At 45.6% G+C, this 19,993-nt stretch carries 4 protein-coding genes; 1 reads left to right on the top strand and 3 read right to left on the bottom strand.

From position 1 onward, the window contains the following. A partial coding sequence (locus GDA45_07460; GenBank protein ID MBC6414697.1) for a cadherin-like beta sandwich domain-containing protein occupies positions 1-2,072 on the bottom strand: 2,072 nt, incomplete at its 3' end. Between the two features lie 415 nt (positions 2,073-2,487). Here GDA45_07460 and GDA45_07455 point away from each other — a divergent pair. Next, positions 2,488-2,673, top strand: a complete 186-nt coding sequence (locus tag GDA45_07455) for a hypothetical protein (GenBank protein ID MBC6414696.1) — start codon at positions 2,488-2,490, stop codon at positions 2,671-2,673. Positions 2,674-2,851: 178 nt separating this feature from the next. On the opposite strand, the gene GDA45_07450 is transcribed toward GDA45_07455, so the two are convergent. Then, positions 2,852-17,863 (bottom strand): cadherin-like beta sandwich domain-containing protein, encoded by a 15,012-nt coding sequence (locus GDA45_07450; protein MBC6414695.1) that lies wholly within the window; start codon positions 17,861-17,863, stop codon positions 2,852-2,854. Beyond that, a complete protein-coding gene (locus GDA45_07445) occupies positions 17,802-19,925 on the bottom strand; it encodes a cadherin-like beta sandwich domain-containing protein (GenBank protein ID MBC6414694.1) in 2,124 nt (707 codons plus the stop codon). Before GDA45_07445 ends, GDA45_07450 begins: the two co-directional genes overlap by 62 nt. Positions 19,926-19,993: the final 68 nt, after the last annotated feature.

Below are 19,993 nucleotides of genomic sequence, written 5' to 3'. Positions count from 1 at the left end.
CCTCCTCCGGTTAAGTCAATGGCAATACTTGCGTTATCACTATCTACTGCGTCACCATTTACTGTGATGCTTATCACATCAGCATCGCTCGCCGTCGGCATCACCGTTATCATTGTCGTCATATTTGCTACTGACACTGTGTAGGACAGTGTCTTGCTATTAAAGTCTGGGTTTAATGTACCTTCCGACACTACCAAATTCCTTAAGCTTGTATCAGCACGCTCTACTGCTACCGCATCATCATTACTGGGATCTAGTCCTCCATTTGGCCCAATTTCAGGACTCAAGCCACCGGTATCAACTAATGTAGTGTCTGAAGACCGTGCCAACACGAAGCCAGCTGTATTGCGCAACGCATCTTCATCGGCAAATGTGTAAGTATATTCGAGCATTGCTCGACGGTCGTTGCCTGAGATACTTTGAGTAGCAGGTGTAATTTCTACAGTAACACTTCCATCTGTAAGTAGGCGCAGCAATGTATAAGAGTCTATATCATTTAGTGTTGGGACAGGTTCATCAGCTGTTACGGTGAATGTAATCGTATACAGTAGCAGATTATTATCATCAGCAGTCGCTTCAGCTCCGGTAATTGCAATGACTGGTGGTTGAGTATCTGCTATATCAATAATACCTCGTAATGGCTGTTGATAATCTTCAACTACTCTATAGTCGGCACCCAGGATAGCATTGCGCCTAAACTCTAGTGATCCTCCGCTAATCTCTGTCTTACCATCCCCTTCATTGATTAGCACTCTTATGGTCGTAGTCATGGGTTCAGAACCACCATCAATGTTAGCAACAGCAGGTGTATCTCCTGTCACGCAAGATCCATTAGGGGTTGCGGTAACACATATATCTCCTTCGTCTATAGTGGCAACACTAATTGGTGAGCTAAAAGTTATTGCTCTTACCGAATAATTATTGCTGCTGTCTGCATCTACTATTTGTTGTTCTGCTGTTGTCAATGTGGATATGGGCTCGCTAACAACAATAACGCGGGGTGCATCTGCATCATATTCTAGTGAAGCAAGGAAATTGTCATTTGCCAATGTTTCACCACGAGCATCGATAACAACATTTGTCGCCGTAGAAACAAGCCTTAATATACCGCCACTCACTGCAGAACTAAGCACAACATTAGCATAAGATTCATCAGCTATATGCTCAACACTTGCTATGGTTACAGTCGAACCGTCAATCACTAAAGGTGCATCACTAGTATCTAACACAACAAAATTTTGAGTGTTTAATTGCGTTTGTATACCTTCTGAAAATCTAAGGCGCACTCCTGTGCCATCGCCATAGCGAGCATAATCCTTTGCCCAAGTCTTACCGTCTAGCCTAAAGCCACGTAAATCGTTGTCAGCTAATTGTGACGCTGGCCTCTGAATAACATCATCAAAAGCATTAGAAAATGGGTCTGTATATAACCGAAATGAACTCCCCTCAAAAACAACAGAGGCATTAAATGCAAAGCCTGCTTCTTGGTCAGTATTTTCAATATCACATATTAGGGTATAAGTATCCTGAGGTCTAGCACCAACAGATACTATTTGGTCTCTATCAACAAAAGGCGTTCGAAACAGATTAAAGAAGTCGGCGGCAAGCATATTGATACTGATTGCTGATGCATTACCACCAAAGAATGCATTGCTTATAATGACACTATATGAATTATTTAGTCGACCTCCATCGCTCACTGACAAGAAATTTGATGAGAATTCTACTTCACATGAATTTTCTAAGTCAGCAAAGGCATCTATGTTAGAAGAAATCGCCATACTAAGCGCCTCTACTCGCTGGTTTAAAGCACTAGTAGAAACTGTACGAGAAAATCTATTTTGGATAGTAATTTGAAATTTAGCCGATTCGCTTTCTGTGGCATCTATTATGCGAATTGAATCTAAATCAAAATACCAATGTAATATACCATCCTCAGGATTACACGAAGAGCAAAAGGGGCTGGCATCATATTGGAAACGGCTCGGAACAAATGTAAATTGGCCATAAGCACTGCTTTGAACCAGTAATACCAGTAGTATTAATCCAATGGAATAATTTATTATTCTCATTTTTAGTTTCTCCCTAAATACAATTAATAGTTATTATTGATGATTACTTTTCTTCTTTTTCAGGGCCGTAGCGTGGATGAGATTGTATAGTGCCAGAAACATTTTTTCGATAAACTATGCACACAGAGGCAACGCAGTTTGTTGAGCAACCGCAGGTTGCCACAACATTAATGCAAGTACCAAAACTATCCCAAAAGATTTCAATGTATCATCCATTATGGTTCGCTACGATTCATTCTTTATATTTGTATGTGACTCACTGTTGAACAGGCTTTCCAAACCACCCATGAAGTCGTTTTTTTAATGAGATTTTTATTATACAGCACAATAGTTACTGTGTATCTGGCACGTACAATGCCACGACAGATATATTTAGATTCGGCTTATTTAGTGCAGTTATGGCAACCGTTATGCATTGCCCAAGCCTGATATTATCGCTCGTTACTATAGCCGAGGTATTCAAGTATTGGATACTGCACTCAGCGGCGCATTAATTTTTGACTTCCCAGCGCAGCATAACTTTGATCTAAAATCGTATCGCTCTAGCGATAGACGATATTGGCGCCGACACCACTCTTCGCTATGGCCAGCCGATGCATAAAACATGCGGCAAAGGTAGACCGCTTAATAGCAGACCTCTTCTGATTAGAACTCCCTAAAACCGTTGCTACTGTACGATGCCACGACAGGTCAGGCGATGCATAAAAAATGCGGTAAAGGTAGATCGCTTAGTCGCAGATCTATTCTGACGGAAACTCCCTAAAACCGTTGCTACAGGTCTAGCGTAGTGGCCCTTCTAGGAAGACTTTAACCCGAACACGGATGCCGGCAACAGGACGCACTGCTATCGTGTAGGTTTCCGTCCTACTTCCGTCTTGGGCGGTCACCATGACTGTAATCGTCGTCGTCTCACCTTCGATTAAGGTAATGCTCGTTGGGAGATTACTAACCACGCCCACGCCATTTACCTCAATTCTCGCATTGAGATTATCGTTTGCCACTGGGACCACTTCTAAATCATCTACCGTACTGGCTACATTCACCGTATAAGTCGTCACGCTGCTATCAAAGCCCAAGTTTAGCGCTTCGCCATTTGCCAACAGTGCTAAATGAAACAGTGTTGCATCATTATCTGCCGGCGTTGCAGCACGATTCACGGTTACCGTATAGGTCCTCGTGGTAATTCCATCCTGCGCAGTCACTACTATTTCTATATCCGTTGAAGTTCCTGCTTCAGCTAATCCCACATCAATCTCTACACCACTTAACACTTCAGTTCCGCCTACTCTAATCGTTGCATTCTCATTATCAGTCGCCAATACCACCACTGTAAGCGTCGATACCGTATGTAGCACACGTGCAGTATACTCAAATGTATTCTCGTCAAAAGTATCTGGCTTTATTAAGACTAGAGTCCCACCCACCCTATCCGTTAGGGTTAAGTCACTTAAGCTCGCACCACTACTGATAGGAATTTGATTAGGCAATGAAGTGCCACAGCGAGGTTGCCCAGCATTGCCACATGCCGGATTGTTGGCATCGGGACCTGTAGCATATTTAAGCCTTGGATATTGCAATGCAGTACCGAAATCCCAGTTGGCAATACTCCATTCGCTATATATGCCAGTTGCCTCAGTGGGTGCCTGCAGTGCTTCAGTACTTTGAGGGCTACTGTTCGTTATACTACCACCGTCGTTATTCCGGCCGACTAAACCGCCTACACCATCATCCCCAGTCGCAGCACCCGTCGCATAGCTGTTCGTTATACTACCACCATTATTATTTTCACCGACTAAACCGCCTACATCATCATCCCCAATCGCAGCACCCGTCGCATAGCTGTTCGTTATACTACTCCTCCAATTTGAACCGACTAAACCGCCTACCTGACTCTGCCCTTGCGCATCACCCATCGCATAGCTGTTCGTTATACTACCACCCCAATTTGAGCCGACTAAACCGCCTACATAAAAACTGCCTGTCACAGCATCTGTCGCATAGCTGTTCGTTATACTACCACCATTATTATTGTTACCGACTAAACCGCCTACCTGACTCCGCCCTTGCACATCACCTGTCGCATAGCTGTTCGTTATACTACCATTAACATTGCCGCCGGCTAAACCGCCTACACTATTATCATCCCCAGTCACATCACCTGTCGCATAGCTGTTCGTTATACTACCACCATTGTCGCCGGCTAAACCGCCTACAGAAGAATCGCCTGTCACATCACCTGTCGCATAGCTGTTCGTTATACTACCATCATTATTGCCGACTAAACCGCCTACCTCGCCACCAGTCTCAGTCACAGCACCTGTCGCATAGCTGTTCGTTATACTACCATGATTGTTGCCGACTAAACCGCCTACCCGACTCCGCCCTTGCACATCACCTGTCGCATAGCTGTTCGTTATACTACCATCACCATTGAAGTCACCGTTATTGCCGACTAAACCGCCTACATAAGAATCGCCTGTCACAGCACCCGTCGCATAGCTTTTCGTTATACTACCATCTTCATTGTCGCCGACTAAACCGCCTACATTATGAAGCCCATTCACATCACCCGTCGCATGGCTGTTCGTAATATCGCCCTCGTTACTGCCGGCTAAACCGCCTACATCAATATCCCCCCTGCCGACTTTACCGCCGCCTACATCATCATCCCCAGTCACATCACCTATCGCATAGCTGCTCGTTATATCGCCCTCGTTACTGCCGACTAAACCGCCTACAACACCGCCCGTTACATCACCTGTCGCATAGCTGTTCGTTATACTACCACCGTCGTTATTCCAGCCGACTAAACCGCCTACATTAAAAAAAGAGCCTGTCACATCACCCGTCGCATAGCTGTTCGTTATACTACCATCACCATTGAAGTCACCGTTCCTGCCGACTAAACCGCCTATAATACTCCAGCCCGTCACATCACCCGTCGCATGGCTTTTCGTTATATCACCCTCGTTTATGCCGACTAAACCGCCTACCTGATCACGCCCTGTAACATCTACATTTAACAAACCAATATTAGTAATCTGAGAATTGTTAGCTGTTTGACCGAATAAACCTATATTATCAGCATGTCTATCTATCATTAGATTAGATATTGTATGGTCGTTGCCTTCAAATACTGCACTGAATGGTTGATCTTCACTGCCTATCGGCATCCATCCTTCAGCCGTCGTCCATGCTGTATTAATGCGCCCACTACCATAACTGTTAACCTCTTCAAAGTCTAAACTCCGAACCAGCTCGTAGCCACGACAGCTATCATCAGGGCAACCTGTCGTTATCAGGGTTGCGGTGCTACTTGCTCGATAGCCGCGACCATCCAGCTGATGGCGTATCGCATCCAATCCTTCTAAGCTACACAGTTCTATCAGACCATCACCGTCTTTATCTATATCCATAGCGGCTGGTATACCATCGTTATCAGTATCCGCTATGTCCTGAGTACAAGAGGGCAGTACAATTAAGCTCGTATCAAGCTCTCGGAACACTGCTATCGTATAGGTATTTATCATTTCGTTGTCTTGTGCGGTCACCACGACTATAATCGTGGTGATATCACCTTCGGTTAAGGTAATAGCATTACTTGGATTGCCACTATCTACTGCTGCATCATTCACCGTGATAGTTGCATTAGCATTAGTTGCTGTCGGTGCGACCGTTATCGTGTCTATCGCATTGGCAACACTCACTGTGTAATCTAGTGTCTCACTATCAAAGTCTGGATTTAATGTGCCTGCCGATAACACCAATGCACTTAAGCTTGCATCACGACTCAGCGGTGCCGCTAGACGGGTCACTGCTATCGCATAGGTGCTCTTCGTGTCATCCTGGGCGGTCACTACGATCGTAATCATGGTGACATTACCTTCGGTTAAGGCAATAGCATTACTTGGATTGCCACTATCTACTGCTGCATCATTCACCGTGATAGTTGTAGCAGGATGCCTCGCCGTCGGTGTGACCGTTATCGTTGCCGTCGTATTTGCTACTGACACTGTGTAGTCTAGTATATTGCTATTAAAGCCTGGTGCTAATGTGCCTGCCGATAACACCAATGCACTTAAACTTGCGTCGCTACTCAGCGGTGCCGCTAGACGGGTCACGGCTATCGTGTAGGTGCTCGCCGTAATTCCGTCTTGTGCAGTCACTACGACTGTAATCGTCGTTGTGCTTCCTTCGGCTAAGTCAATGTCTCCACTTGCGCGACCACTAGCCACTGTCTCAATATTTACTATGATAGTTGCTCTCGGATGTTTCGCTGCCGGGGTCACTGTTATCGTTCTCGTCGAATTGGCAACTATCACTGTGTAGTCTTGTATGTCACTACTAAAGGGTTGACTTAATGTGCCTGCCGATACCATCAAGTCACTTAAGTTGGCGTCAAAACTAGGCAATAAAGTGCCACAGTTAGGTTGTCCGGATATACCACAGGCCGGATTGTTTTCATCAGGACCTCTTGTATATTTAAGCACCGGGTATTGCAATGAATTACCAAAATCCCAATTGGCAATACTCCATTCGCTATATATGCCGGTTGCCGTAGTAGGTGCCTGCAGTGCCTCAGTGCTCTGAGGACTACTACGCGTAATACTACCTTCATTGTCGCCGACTAAATCGCCTACCTCTTCATCGCCTGTCACATTACCAATCGCATAGCTATTCGTAATACTACCTTCATTGTCGCCGACTAAACCGCCTACATCTTCATTGCCCGTCACCTCACCAGTCGCATAGCTGTTCGTTATACTGCTACTAAACTCATTAGTGCCGACTAAACCGCCTACCTCTTTATCGCCTGTCGCACCACCCGTCGCATAGCTGTTCGTTATAGCACCCTCGTTCCAGCCGACTAAACCGCCTACATTTTCATTCCCAGTAACATCGCCTGTCGCATAGCTGTTCGTTATACTACCAAAATTGTAGCCGACTAAACCGCCTACATCTTCATTGCCTGTCACATCACCAGTCGCATAGCTGTTCGTTATATCACCACCATTATTGTGGCCGACTAAACCGCCTACCTCTTCATCGCCTGTCACATCACCAGTCGCATAGCTGTTCGCTATATCACTATAATTGGTACCGACTAAGCTACCTACATTAGCATCTCCTGTGATAACTACATTTAACAGGCCGATATTAGTAATTTTAGAATTAGTAGTCTCAGCGAAGAAACCTATACCGTCATCATCAGGTCTATCTATCATTAAGTTAGATACAGTATTGCTATTGCCTTCAAATATCGAATTGAAACCGTCACCTTCCTCGCCTATTGGTAGCCATCCTTCACCCGTAGTCCATGCCGTATTAATGCTCCTACTGTCATAACTTTCAGCATCCTCAAAATCTAAACTTTTAACCAGTTCATAGCCGGAACATCCATCATCCGGGCAACCTGTCATTATGCGGGTTGTAGTGCTACTCGCCTGGTAGCCACTACCGTCCAACTGATGGCGTATCGCATCCAATCCTTCTAAGGAGCATAGTTCTATCAGACCATCGTTGTCTTTATCTATATCCATAGCCGCTGGTATACCATCGTCATCAGTATCCGGTATGTCCTGAGTACAAGTGGGCAATGCACTTAAGCTCACACTGGGTCTTGGTGCTCGGGTCACTGCTATCGCGTAGGTGCTCTTCGTGTCATCCTGTGCGGTCACCACGACCGTAATCATGGTGACATCACCTTCGGCTAATGCAATGGCACTACTTGCACTGCCACTCTCTACTCCCTCACCATCTACCGTGATAGTTGCATTAGCATTAGTTGCTGTCGGTGCGACCGTTATCGCGTCTATCGCATTGGCAACGCTCACTGTGTAATCTAGTGTCTCACTATCAAAGTCTGGATTTAATGTGCCTGCCGATAACACCAATGCACTTAAGCTCGCATCGCTACTCAGCGGTGCCGCTAGACGGGTCACGGCTATCGTGTAGGTGCTCGCCGTAATTTCGTTTTGTGCCAACACTTCAACTGTAATCTCAGTGCCATCATCTACGATGGGAATGGTCTGACTTATGCTATTGGTATTTGTTGATGCTTCCGCTGATTCATCAATACGAATGGTAATAAGACTATCTACCGCGGTTGCTTGCAGTTCTATTGAATCTACAGCCGCATCGACTGCCACACCATAGGTAAGTATCTGTGGGTCAAACTCAGGTGTCAATAGACCATCGGATACGATGAGACTATCCAAAAGACCAGGAATTTGTGCAGACAATACGACCCCACAAGGTGGTAGATCAGTTTCTACTTCATCGTCACAGGCCGGGTTCTCATTGTCATCGCCGGCTGTATATTTTAGGACTGGATATCGCCCGGCGGCAACATCCCACTGCTCTGGTGACCATCCATCAAGCAAATCGGATGTTTGCAGTTCGTTGGTCGTTAAACCACGGCCGCCGGCACTGGTCGTTTGCATGCTTGTATCTATATCCCAGTAGCTGTTAGTGATAGTTCCGCTATTAGCACCAGCTAATCCACCAGTCATTCTATCTCCAGACACCGCACCACTGACATAGTTGTTTTCAATAGATCCTCGGTTCTCGCCAACTAAGCCACCAATCCAGGCATTGCTGCCATCCACATTACCTCTGGCATAACTATTTTCAATGTTGCCGATATTTAAGCCGGTCAAACCACCGATGTTATAAATGCCTCTGACACTACCAGTAGCATAGCTGTTGCTTAGCAAGCCGCTGCCGCTATTACTACCCACTAAGCCGCCAACGAAATACTGTCCTTCCACATCGTTAATTGCATAACTGTTGATAATCGTGCCGACACTATTGGTACTCTCAGCACTCGTTATAAAAATACTACCGACCAAGCCACCAGCCTGTGTATTCCCTGAAACTGTCCCACTCGCATAACTGTTATTGATGCGTCCTAGGTGACTGCCCACTAATCCGCCAACCATCATGTCGCGCCCTAACACATCGCCATCTATATAGCTATGCTCTATGGTGCCACCGCTATTGCGAGCGACCAAAGCTCCAACTACAAATCCACCTCGCACATCAACATCTGATAAACCAACACCGCCTATCTCGGCATCGCTAGCTATATCACCGAATAATCCGACATAGTTGGCATCACTTCTGTTGATTGCCAAATTAGAAATGGTATAACCGTTGCCGATGAATATGGCAGTAAAAGGGCGGGTCGGATGGCCTATCGGACGCCAACCTCTATCAGTTATATCATCGCTGTCTACAGTCCATATTGCCTGATTGCTACTATCTCTATAATGAGTAGTATTGTTAAAATCTAAATTGCGGACTAATTCATAGCCTCTGCAACCACCGACAGCATCGCACCCAGCGGTTATTTTATTCGTGTAAGGGTTGGTTGTATAACCGCTACCGTCCAACTGATAACGCATCATATACAATCCTTCTATATCGCAAATCTCTATTAGACCGTCGTCGTCTCTATCTATATCATCCAAGCCACACGGTGCAGTGGGTTGCCCACTCAATACTGGTTGCGGCGGGCGCACTATCGTATAGTGGGTGCTTTTATCCGCCAATGTTAATGCAATGTTGACGCCGGTCTCTGTCGTTGCTCCGATAGCATTCAGTGGTATCGTTGCTTGTGAGATTGATTGTCTATTGATGGTAATCGTCGCACTACTGCTGTTCGCTGTCGCCGACAGAGTTACCTCAGATTGACCTACGGGGATGTCGAATATTTCATAATAGGTTTTCGTCGGATCAAAAGGTGGCTCCAAGACACCGGCTGACAAAGTCAGCGCTCCTAGTGCAGGCTGCTCTTGACTGCTACGCTGTGTCTGATCAGGCAAGGCGACACCACAATTCGGTAGCACCACAGCAAAGAAGCCCTGGCAGGTTGGATAGCCGTAGATGTCAGCATCATAGCCGAACAAGCTGCTAAAATTACCACGCGTATATTTGAGCGTCGGATATTTAGGTGACACTTGAGAACCAAAGTCCCAGTTACTTGCCGACCAACCCACATAGATGCTTCCAGTTGGTGCAGATGACTGAAGTGCTGTTGTAGTCCTAGGTATGCCACCGGCACTAGCCTCTATACTACTCGCATCGCTATCCCAATAACTGTTGCTAATAGTCGCATTGATATCGTTATAGCCCACTAACCCACCGACAACATCGCTACCAACAGCAGTACCAGTAGCATAACTGTTTCTAATTTGCCCCTCGGCATCGTTGTAGCCGACCAAACCACCGACATTCTCACTGCCTACTACATTGCCATTGGCATACACATCAGTGAGGATACCTTTATCGTTGTAGCCGACTAAACCGCCGACATTAAAGCCACCATGCACGCTACCACTTGCATAGCTATTGGTGATTCTGCCACCGGCATCGTTAGTCCCAGGCAACTCTCGGTTCTGGTTATAACCCACCAAGCCACCACTAAAAGCCTTTGCCTCTACATCAACCACCGCATAGCTGTTGCTAATCGGACCGAAACTATAGCCGACTAAACCACCGACACTGGTATGTCCTTTAACAACACCTTTCGCATAACCGTTGATAATGGAACCGTAATGCGCACCAACCAGGCCGCCGACCCAGGCATCGCTACCCGCCACATGACCTTCCACTGAACTATTGACAATATAAGCAAAAATTCCACTTTCACCTGTAATGCCACCCACTGCAAATCGACCTTTAATGTCTACTTCTAATAAACGAATGCCGATAATTCCACTGAGCATCGTCATGCTACTGCCATTGGTTGCAGCAAACAGACCAATGTAATCCTCATTAGGTCTATTGATCATTAAATTGGAAATAGTTATGTCACTATTGTTCGCAGTATTCGCAACAAATGTACCACTAAAAGGCTCTAATATACTACCTATCGGCTGCCAACCTGTCCCAGTTGTCCATGCCGTATTAATTACCCCGTTATCGTAACTATCAGTATCCTCAAAGTCTAAACTTCTAACCAGTTCATAGCCAGAACATCCATCATCCGGGCAACCTGTCGTTATGAGGGTTGCAATGCTACTTGCTTGATAGCCGCTACCATCCAGCTGATAGCGTATCGCATCCAATCCTTCTAAGCTACATAGTTCTATCAGACCATCACCGTCTTTATCTATATCCATAGCAGCTGGTATACCATCGTCATCAGTATCTGCTATGTCTTGAGTGCAAGAGGGCAATACACTTAAGCTCAAATCAGTGCTCGGGGCTCGGAACACTTCTATCGTGTAGGTGTTCTTCGTGTTGTCCTGTGCGGTCACTACGATAGTAATTGTCGTTGTGCTTCCTTCGGTTAATACAATGGTACTTGTACTGCCACTGTCTACTGTCTCACCATTGACCGTGATGCTTATCACATTAGTATCGCTCACCGTCGGCGTCACCGTTATCGTTTGCGTAGCATTGGCAACCGATACTGTGTAGGACAGCGTCTCACTATCAAAGGCTGGGCTTAGTGTGCCTGCCGACACCATCAATGCACTTAAGTTCACCACCGCATCAACATTCTCCGCTCGGCTCACCGTTACTACATAGGTATTCGTCGTTCTATCCTGAGCGGTCACTTCTATCGTAATTACTGTGTCACCACCTTTTACTAATGCAATCGCATCACTTGTAGTGCCACTATCTACTACCATACTATTTACTGTGATTTCAATCGCATTGGCGTCGCTTGACGGCGTTACCGTTATCGTTTGTGTGGCATTAGCAACTTCAACTGCGTAGTCTAGAGTATTGCTCCTAAAGGCTGGGCTTAGTGTGCCTGCCGACACCGTCAATGCACTTAAGCTCGCATCGCCACTGATAGGGATTTGATTAGGTAATAAAGTACCGCAGATAGGTTGCCTAGCATTACCGCATGCTGGGTTGTTGGGATCGGAATCTGCTGCATATTTAAGCGTTGGATATTGCAATGAATTACCGAAATCCCAGTTGGCAGTACTCCATTCGCTATATATGTCGATTGTCGTAGTAGGCAACTGCAGTGCTTCAGTACTCTGAATACTACTGTTCGTAGTATTCCCTTGATTGCTTCCGACTAAACCACCTACCTCTCCAAACCTAGTTATATCAGCTGTCGCATAGCTGTTCGCTATACTGCCACCTAGATTCCGGCCGACTAAACTGCCTATCTGGAAATATCCCATCACATCACCCGTCGTATAACTGTTCGTTATATCCCCATCGTTCCAGCCGACTAAACCGCCTATATTCTCATACTGTCCACTCACATCAGCTGTCGCATAGCTGTTCGTAATACTACCGCCATTGAAGCCGACTAAACCGCCTATAGTCTCATACTGTCCTCTCACATCAGCCGTCGCATAGCTGTTCGCTATACTGCCACCTAGATTCCGGCCGACTAAACCGCCTACCTCAAAAAACCCACTCACATCACCCGTCGCATAGCTGTTCGTAATGCTACCGCCATTGAATCCAACTAAACTGCCCACACTATCAGATCCTGTGACAATTACACTTAACAGACCAATATTAGTAATCTTAGAATCAATGCCTGTCGCACTGAATAAACCTATGCTACGACCACCAAGTCTATCTATCATTAAGTTAGATATAGTATGTCCGTTGCCTTCAAATGCCGCATCGAATCGCCGGCCCTGACTGCCTATTGGCATCCATCCTGCCTCCGTAGTCCACGCCGTATTAATGCTTTGACTGTCATAACTGTCAGTATCTTCAAAATCTAAACTCCGAACCAATTCATAGCCACGACATCCACCACTAGGACAACCTGTCATTATAATAGTTCCAGTGCTACTCGCCCGATAGCCACTACCGTCGAACTGATGGCGTATCGCATCCAGTCCCTCTAAGCTACACAGTTCTATTAGACCATTACCATCTTTATCTATATCGATAGCCGCTAACACATCATCGCTATCAGTATCCGCTATGTCCTGAGTACAAGAAGGGAGTACAATTAAGCTCGTATCAAGCTCTCGGAACACTGCTATCGTGTAGGTATTTCTGATGCCGTTTTGTGCGGTCACTTTTACTCTTATCTTCGTTATGCCTCCCTCAGTTAAGGCAATGTTATCACTCGCACTATCACTATCCACTGCGGCACCATTCACTGTGATAGTTGCGCTTGGATGACTCGCCGTTGGGGTCACCGTGATCGTGGTTATTGTATTGGCTACCGACACTGTATAGTCTAGTGTATTGCTATTAAAGTCTGGACTTAATGTGCCTTCCGACACCATCAAAGCACTTAAGCTCGCACCACTACTGATAGGAAGTTGGTTAGGCAATAAGGTACCACAGCTAGGTTGCCCGGGAATACCGCAGGCCGGGTTGCCGGCATCGGAACCGCTTGTATATTTAAGCCTTGGATACTGCAATGAGTTACCAAAATCCCAGTTAGCAGTACTCCATTCGCTATATATGCCAGTTGCCGTAGTAGGCAACTGTAGCGCTTCAGTACTCTGAGAGCCACTGTTTCTAATGTCACGACTATTATTGAGGCCGACTAAATCGCCTACATCATTATTCCCGGTCACATCACCTGTCGCATAGCTGTTTGTAATGTCACCAATATTGGAACCGACCAAGCTACCCACATTATCATCTCCTGTGACAACTACATTTAACAGAACAATATTAGTAATTTTAGAATTAGAAGCTGTCTGAGCGAATAGACCTATATTATCATCACCAGGTCTATCTACCATTAAGTTAGATATAGTATGGCCGTTGCCTTCAAATACCGCATTGAATCGCTGATTGATAGGGCCGATTCTGCCAATAATCGGCATCCATCCCGCACCTGTAGTCCATGCTCTATTAATGCTTCCACTGCCATAACTGCCAGCATCCGTAAAGTCTAAATTCCGAACCAACTCGTAGCCACGACATCCTTCGCTAGGACAACCTGCGGTTATCAGGGATGCGGTGCTACTCGATTGATAGCCACTACCCCTCACCTGATGGCGTATCGCATCCAAACTCTCTAAATCGCACAGCTCTATCAGGCCATCACCATCTTTATCTATATCAATAGCGGCTGACACACCGTCGCCGTCAATATCTGCTATGCCCTGAGTACAAGAGGGTCGCACATCAAGATCTCGACGCACTGCTATCGTATAGGTATTTATGGTGCCGTCTTGCGCAGTCACTTTTACTGTTATCGTCGTAATACCTACTTCGGCTAGGTCAATGAACTGACTTGCACTACCACTATTCACTGCGGCACCACCCACTGTGATAGTTGCAGAAGTATTATTCGCTGTCGGGGTCACCGTTATCGTTTCTGTTTGATTGACAACCGACACTGTGTATGCTTGTTCATCGTTTATAAAAGTTGGCGTCAGTGTTCCTTCCGATACCATTAAAGCCCTTAAGCTCGCATCTGCAGTCGGATGTTGACCAGGGAATTGATTAGGCAATAAAGTACCGCAGGTAGGGTTTCCCTGGATGCCGCATGTCGAGTTGCGGGTATCGGATCCTCTAGTATATTTCAATGCCGGGTATTGTAACTCATCACCAAAATCCCAGTTGACAGTACTCCATTCGCTATATATGCCGGTTGCTGCAGTAGGCAACTGCAGTGCCTCAGTACTCTGAAAGCTACTGTTTGTTATACTCCCAAACTCATTTAAGCCGACTAAACTACCTACATTAATATCTCCTGTTACATCACTCGCCGTATAGCTGTTTATAATACGACCTCGATTTCGCCCGACTAAACCGCCTACCTGACTGTTCCCTGTCACATCACCTCTTGCATAGCTGTTCGTAATACGACCGACACTACCACCACCATCGTCTTCATTGAGTCCGGCTAAACCACCTACATTAATATCTCCTGTCACATCACTCGCCGCATAGCTGTTTATAATCCTACCTTCATTACGTCCGACTAAACCGCCTACTTGATTATTATTGCCGGTCACATCACCGGTCGCATAGCTGTTCGTAATATTACTTCCATCGTCATTCCAGCCGACCAAACCGCCTACATCATCATTCCCGGTCACATCACCCATCGCATAGCTGTTCGTAATACTACCAATGTCATTCCAGCCGACTAAACCGCCTACATTCTTCGACTGTCCAGCCACATTACCTGTTGCATAGCTGTTCGTAATATTCCTTCTATTGTCGCCGACTAAACCACCTATACTGCCATTGCCTGTAACATCACCCGTCGCATAACTGTTCGCAATATTCCCTCCATTGTCTCCGCCATCTAGTCCGGCAATATTGAGTCCGACTAAACCGCCTACCAAACTGACCCCAGTCACATCACCCATCGCATAGCTGTTTGTAATATTCCCTCCATTGAGTCCGGCTAAACCGCCCACACTAAAATCACGCCCAGTCACATCACTCATCGCATAGCTGTTCATAATGCTAGCACCAGAATTGTAGCCGGCTAAACCGCCTACAAATTGGTTGCCTGTTACATCACCAGTCGCATGGCTGTTCGTAATATTACTTCTCTCTTCACTCCAGCCGACTAAACCACCTACAAAATCATTTCCTGTAATAACTACATCTAACAGACCAATATTAGTAATTTCAGAATTAGAAGCTGTCTGAGCGAATAAACCTATATTATCCTCATCAGGTCTATTTATCATTAAGTTAGATATAGTATGGCCGTTGCCTTCAAATACTGCATTGAATTGCTGAATGATAGGGCCGATTCTGCCAATAATCGGCATCCATCCTGCACCCGTGGTCCATGCTGTATTAATGCTTCCACTGTCATAACTGTCAGTATCCGTAAAGTCTAAATTCCGAACCAACTCGTAGCCACGACATCCCTCACTAGGACAGCCTGCAGTTATCAGAGTTGCAGTGCTACTCGCTTGATAGCCATTACCTCTCACCTGATGGCGGATCGCATCCAAACTCTCTAAATCGCACAGTTCTATCAGACCATCACCATCTTTGTCTATATCAATAGCAGCTGACACATCGTCGTCATCAGTATCCGCTATGTCCTGAGTACAAGAAGGGCGCACATCAAGATCTCGACGCACTGCTATCTTATAGGTATTTATGGTGCCGTCTTGTGCGGTCACTTCCACTCTTATCGTCGTAATACCTCCTTCGGTTAAGACAATGTTACTTGCACTACTACTATTCACTGCGGCACCATTCACTTTGATAGTTGCAGAAGTATTATTTGCTGTCGCGGTCACCATTATCGTTTCCGTCTGATTGACAACCGACAGTGTGTATGTTTGTTCATCGCTCATAAAAGCGGGCATCAATGTTCCTTCTGATACCGCTAAAGCCCTTAAGCTCGCATCAGAACGCGGCTGTTGACCAGGGAATTGATTAGGCAATAAAGCACCGCAGGCAGGGTTTTCAGGGATACCACATGCCGGGCTGTTGGCAACGGACCCTCTGGTATATTTAAGGGCTGGGTATTGTGATTCATCACCGAAATCCCAGTGGGCAGTACTCCATTCGCTATATATGCCGGTTGCCGCAGTAGGCAACTGCAGTGCCTCAGTGCTCTGAAGACTACTGTTCGTAATATCACCTCTATTTTCGCCGACTAAACCGCCTGTCAAACTCTGTCCACTCACATTACCTGCCGCATAGCTATTCGTTATATTACTCTCAAAACCATTGCGTCCGACTAAACCGCCTATTCGGCTGTTCCCTGTAACATTACCCCTCGCGTAGCTGTTCGTTATATCACCCTCGTTCTGGCCGACTAAACCGCCTACCTGACTGTTCCCTGTAACATCACCCGTCGCATAGCTGTTTGTTATACCACCGTAATTCCAGCCGACTAAACCGCCTACACCTGCATCGAAGCCTCTGTCACCGCCTGTCATTACATCACCCGTCGCATAACTGTTCGTTATACTACTCTCAAAACCATTGCGTCCGACTAAACCGCCTACACCTGTATCATAGCCTCTATCACCGCCCGTTATCACATCACCCGTCGCATAGCTATTCGTAATACTACCGTTATTTGAGCCGACTAAACCGCCTACATTCCCATCATAGCTTCTATCACTGCTCGTCACATCACCCGCCGCATAGCTGTTCGCAATATTACCCCTATTTGCACCGACTAAACCGCCTACCTCATCATTCCCCGTCACACCAACCGTTGTATAGCTGTTCGTTATACCACCGTAATTCCAGCCGACTAAACCGCCTGCCAAACCCTGCCCACTCACATCACCTGTCGCATAGCTGTTCGTTATATCACCGTAATTCCAGCCGACTAAACTGCCCACACTACTTCCTGTGTTATCTACATTTAACAGACCAATATTAGTCATTGTAGAATTAGAAGTTGCCTCACCGAATAAACCTATCCTATTATTGTAAGGTCTATTTATCATTAAGTTAGATATAGTATGCCCGTTGCCTTCAAATACCGCATTGAATAGCTGACCGCTATTGCCACTGCCTATCGGTAGCCATCCTTCACCCGCAGTCCATGCCGTATTAATGTTCCTACTGTCATAACTGCCGGTATTCTTAAAGTCTAAATTCCTTACCAACTCGTAACCACGACATCCGCTAGTAGGACAACCTGTCGTTATAATGTCCGCTCTGCTACCTGCTTGATAGCCGCTACCGTTCAACTGATAGCGTATCGCATCCAGCCCCTCTAAGCTACACAGTTCTATCAGGCCATCACCGTCTTTATCTATATCCATAGCAGCTGACACACCATCGCCATCAGTATCTGGTATGCTCTGAGTACAAGAAATCCCCGCATCAAGATCTTGACGCACCGCTATCGTGTAGGTGCTCTTCGTGTTGTCTTGGGCAGTCACCACAACTGCCTCCTCCGGTTAAGTCAATGGCAATACTTGCGTTATCACTATCTACTGCGTCACCATTTACTGTGATGCTTATCACATCAGCATCGCTCGCCGTCGGCGTCACCGTTATCGTTTGCGTTGCATTGGCAACCGACACTGTGTAGGACAGTGTCTCGCTATTAAAGTCTGGGTTTAATGTACCTTCCGACACTACCAGACTCCTTAAGCTTGTATCAGCACGCTCTACTGCTACCGCATCATCATTACTGGGATCTAGTTCTCTATTTGGCCCAATTTCAGGACTCAAGCCACCGGTGTCAACTAATGCATTGTTTGAAGATCTTGCTAATACGAAGCCAGCTGTGCCGCGCAACATATCTTCATCGGCAAATGTGTAAGTATATTCGAGCATTGCTCGACGGTTGTCGCCTGAGATACTTTGGGTGCCAGGTGTAATTGGCTCAGAATTTCCATCTGTAAGTAGGCGTCGCAATGTATAAGAATTTATATCATTTAGTGTTGGGACAGGTTCATCAGCTGTTACGGTGAATGTAATCGTATACTGTAGCGTATTATTATCGTCAGCAGTCGCAATAGCTTTGGTAATTGCAATTTCGGGTGGTTGAGTATCCGCTATATCAATAATACCTCGTAATCGCTGTTGATAATCTTCAACTATTCTATAATCGGCACCCAGGATAGCATTGCGCATGAACTCTAGCGATCCTTCGCTACTCCCTGTCTTACCATCTCCTTCATTGATTAGCACTCTTATCATCGTAGTCGTGGTTGCAGAACCACCATCAATGTTAGTAACAGCAGGTATATCTCCCGTCACGCAAGATCCTTCAGAGGTTGCAGTAACACATATATCTCCTTCGTCTATAGTGGCAACACTAATCGGCGAACTAAAAGTTATTACTCTTACCGAATAATTATTGCTGCTGTCTGCATCTACTATTTGTTGTTCTGCTATTGTCAATGTGGATATGGACTCACTAACAACAATAACGCGTGGTGCATCTGCATCATATTCTAGCGAAGCAAGGAAATTGCCATCTGCCAATGTTTCACCACGAGCATCCATAACAACACTCATCGCCGTAGAAGAACTAACAAGCCTCAATATACCGCCACTTACCGGAGCACTCAGCACAACATTAGCATAAGATTCGCCAGCCGTATGGTTAACACTTGATATGGTTACAGTCGAACCGTCAACCATTAAAGGCGCATCACTAGTATCTAACACAACAAAATTTTGAGTGTTTAATTGCGTTTGTATGCCTTCTGAAAACCTAAGGCGCACTCCTGTGCCATCGCCATAGCGAGCATAATCCTCTGTCCAAGTCTTACCGTCTAGCCTAAAGCCACGTAAATCGTTGTCAGCTAATAAAAATGCTGTGTCAATTTCTGCAGACGCAAATTCGCTAAACCTCAGATAAAAGATCCCACGCGGTTGTGATCCAGAAATTCCGACTCCTGCTTCATTGTCAGTTGCGCCAGAAGGTATCTCACAGGTTAATGTTATATGGTCTTCCCAACTCTCTCCTAAAAAGGAGAAATTTGTGATTCCTGCTAAACCAATAGTAAAAGCAGTCGATATTGTTTGTACATTGAACTCATTTATATTCAATTCAATAGTGTTCGTGTCTCTAAATGTTAGATCATATAGCGGGTTACTAGCAAAAAAACTAGACCTCTGATAACTGCACTGAGAACCACCAGAACCATCTTCGGTTATAGCAGGATCGTTCAGAGTATCACCAAATACTTCATTATCATATCTTACTCTAAACCCAGCACCGCCTATATATCCAACATTACTACCACTCCCTCCTATTCTCCTGATCTGCACCTTGAAAGTAATAAAATCTCTATTGGAATCACTAGACAATGTTACTGATTCAGGATCAAAACGTATGTGTGTAACGCCGTCCACAGCAGGGTCGCAGTCGGAGCATGAAGGACTACTAGGAGCATCTATATAGCGGCTTTGTATAAAGCTAGTCTGCGCTTCCGTAACCGAAGCCTGCATTAATATTGCAATAAAAATTGGGAATATAAATCTTTTCATTATTTTAATCCTTATGTAGTTATAAAATTATCTACTTATCATAGCTATGGCACTTGAGCATCAACAGC

The sequence above is a fragment of the Chromatiales bacterium genome, from assembly GCA_014323925.1.
GTDB lineage: Bacteria > Pseudomonadota > Gammaproteobacteria > Poriferisulfidales > Oxydemutatoraceae > SP5GCR1.
Note: the sequence above shows the minus strand (reverse complement) of the source record. Positions and strands in the feature narration are given on the sequence as shown.

Coding starts and splice junctions, on each gene's coding strand:
- GDA45_07445 (MBC6414694.1), bottom strand. CDS start 19,925: ATGAAAAGATTTATATTCCCAATTTTTATTGCAATATTAATGCAGGCT.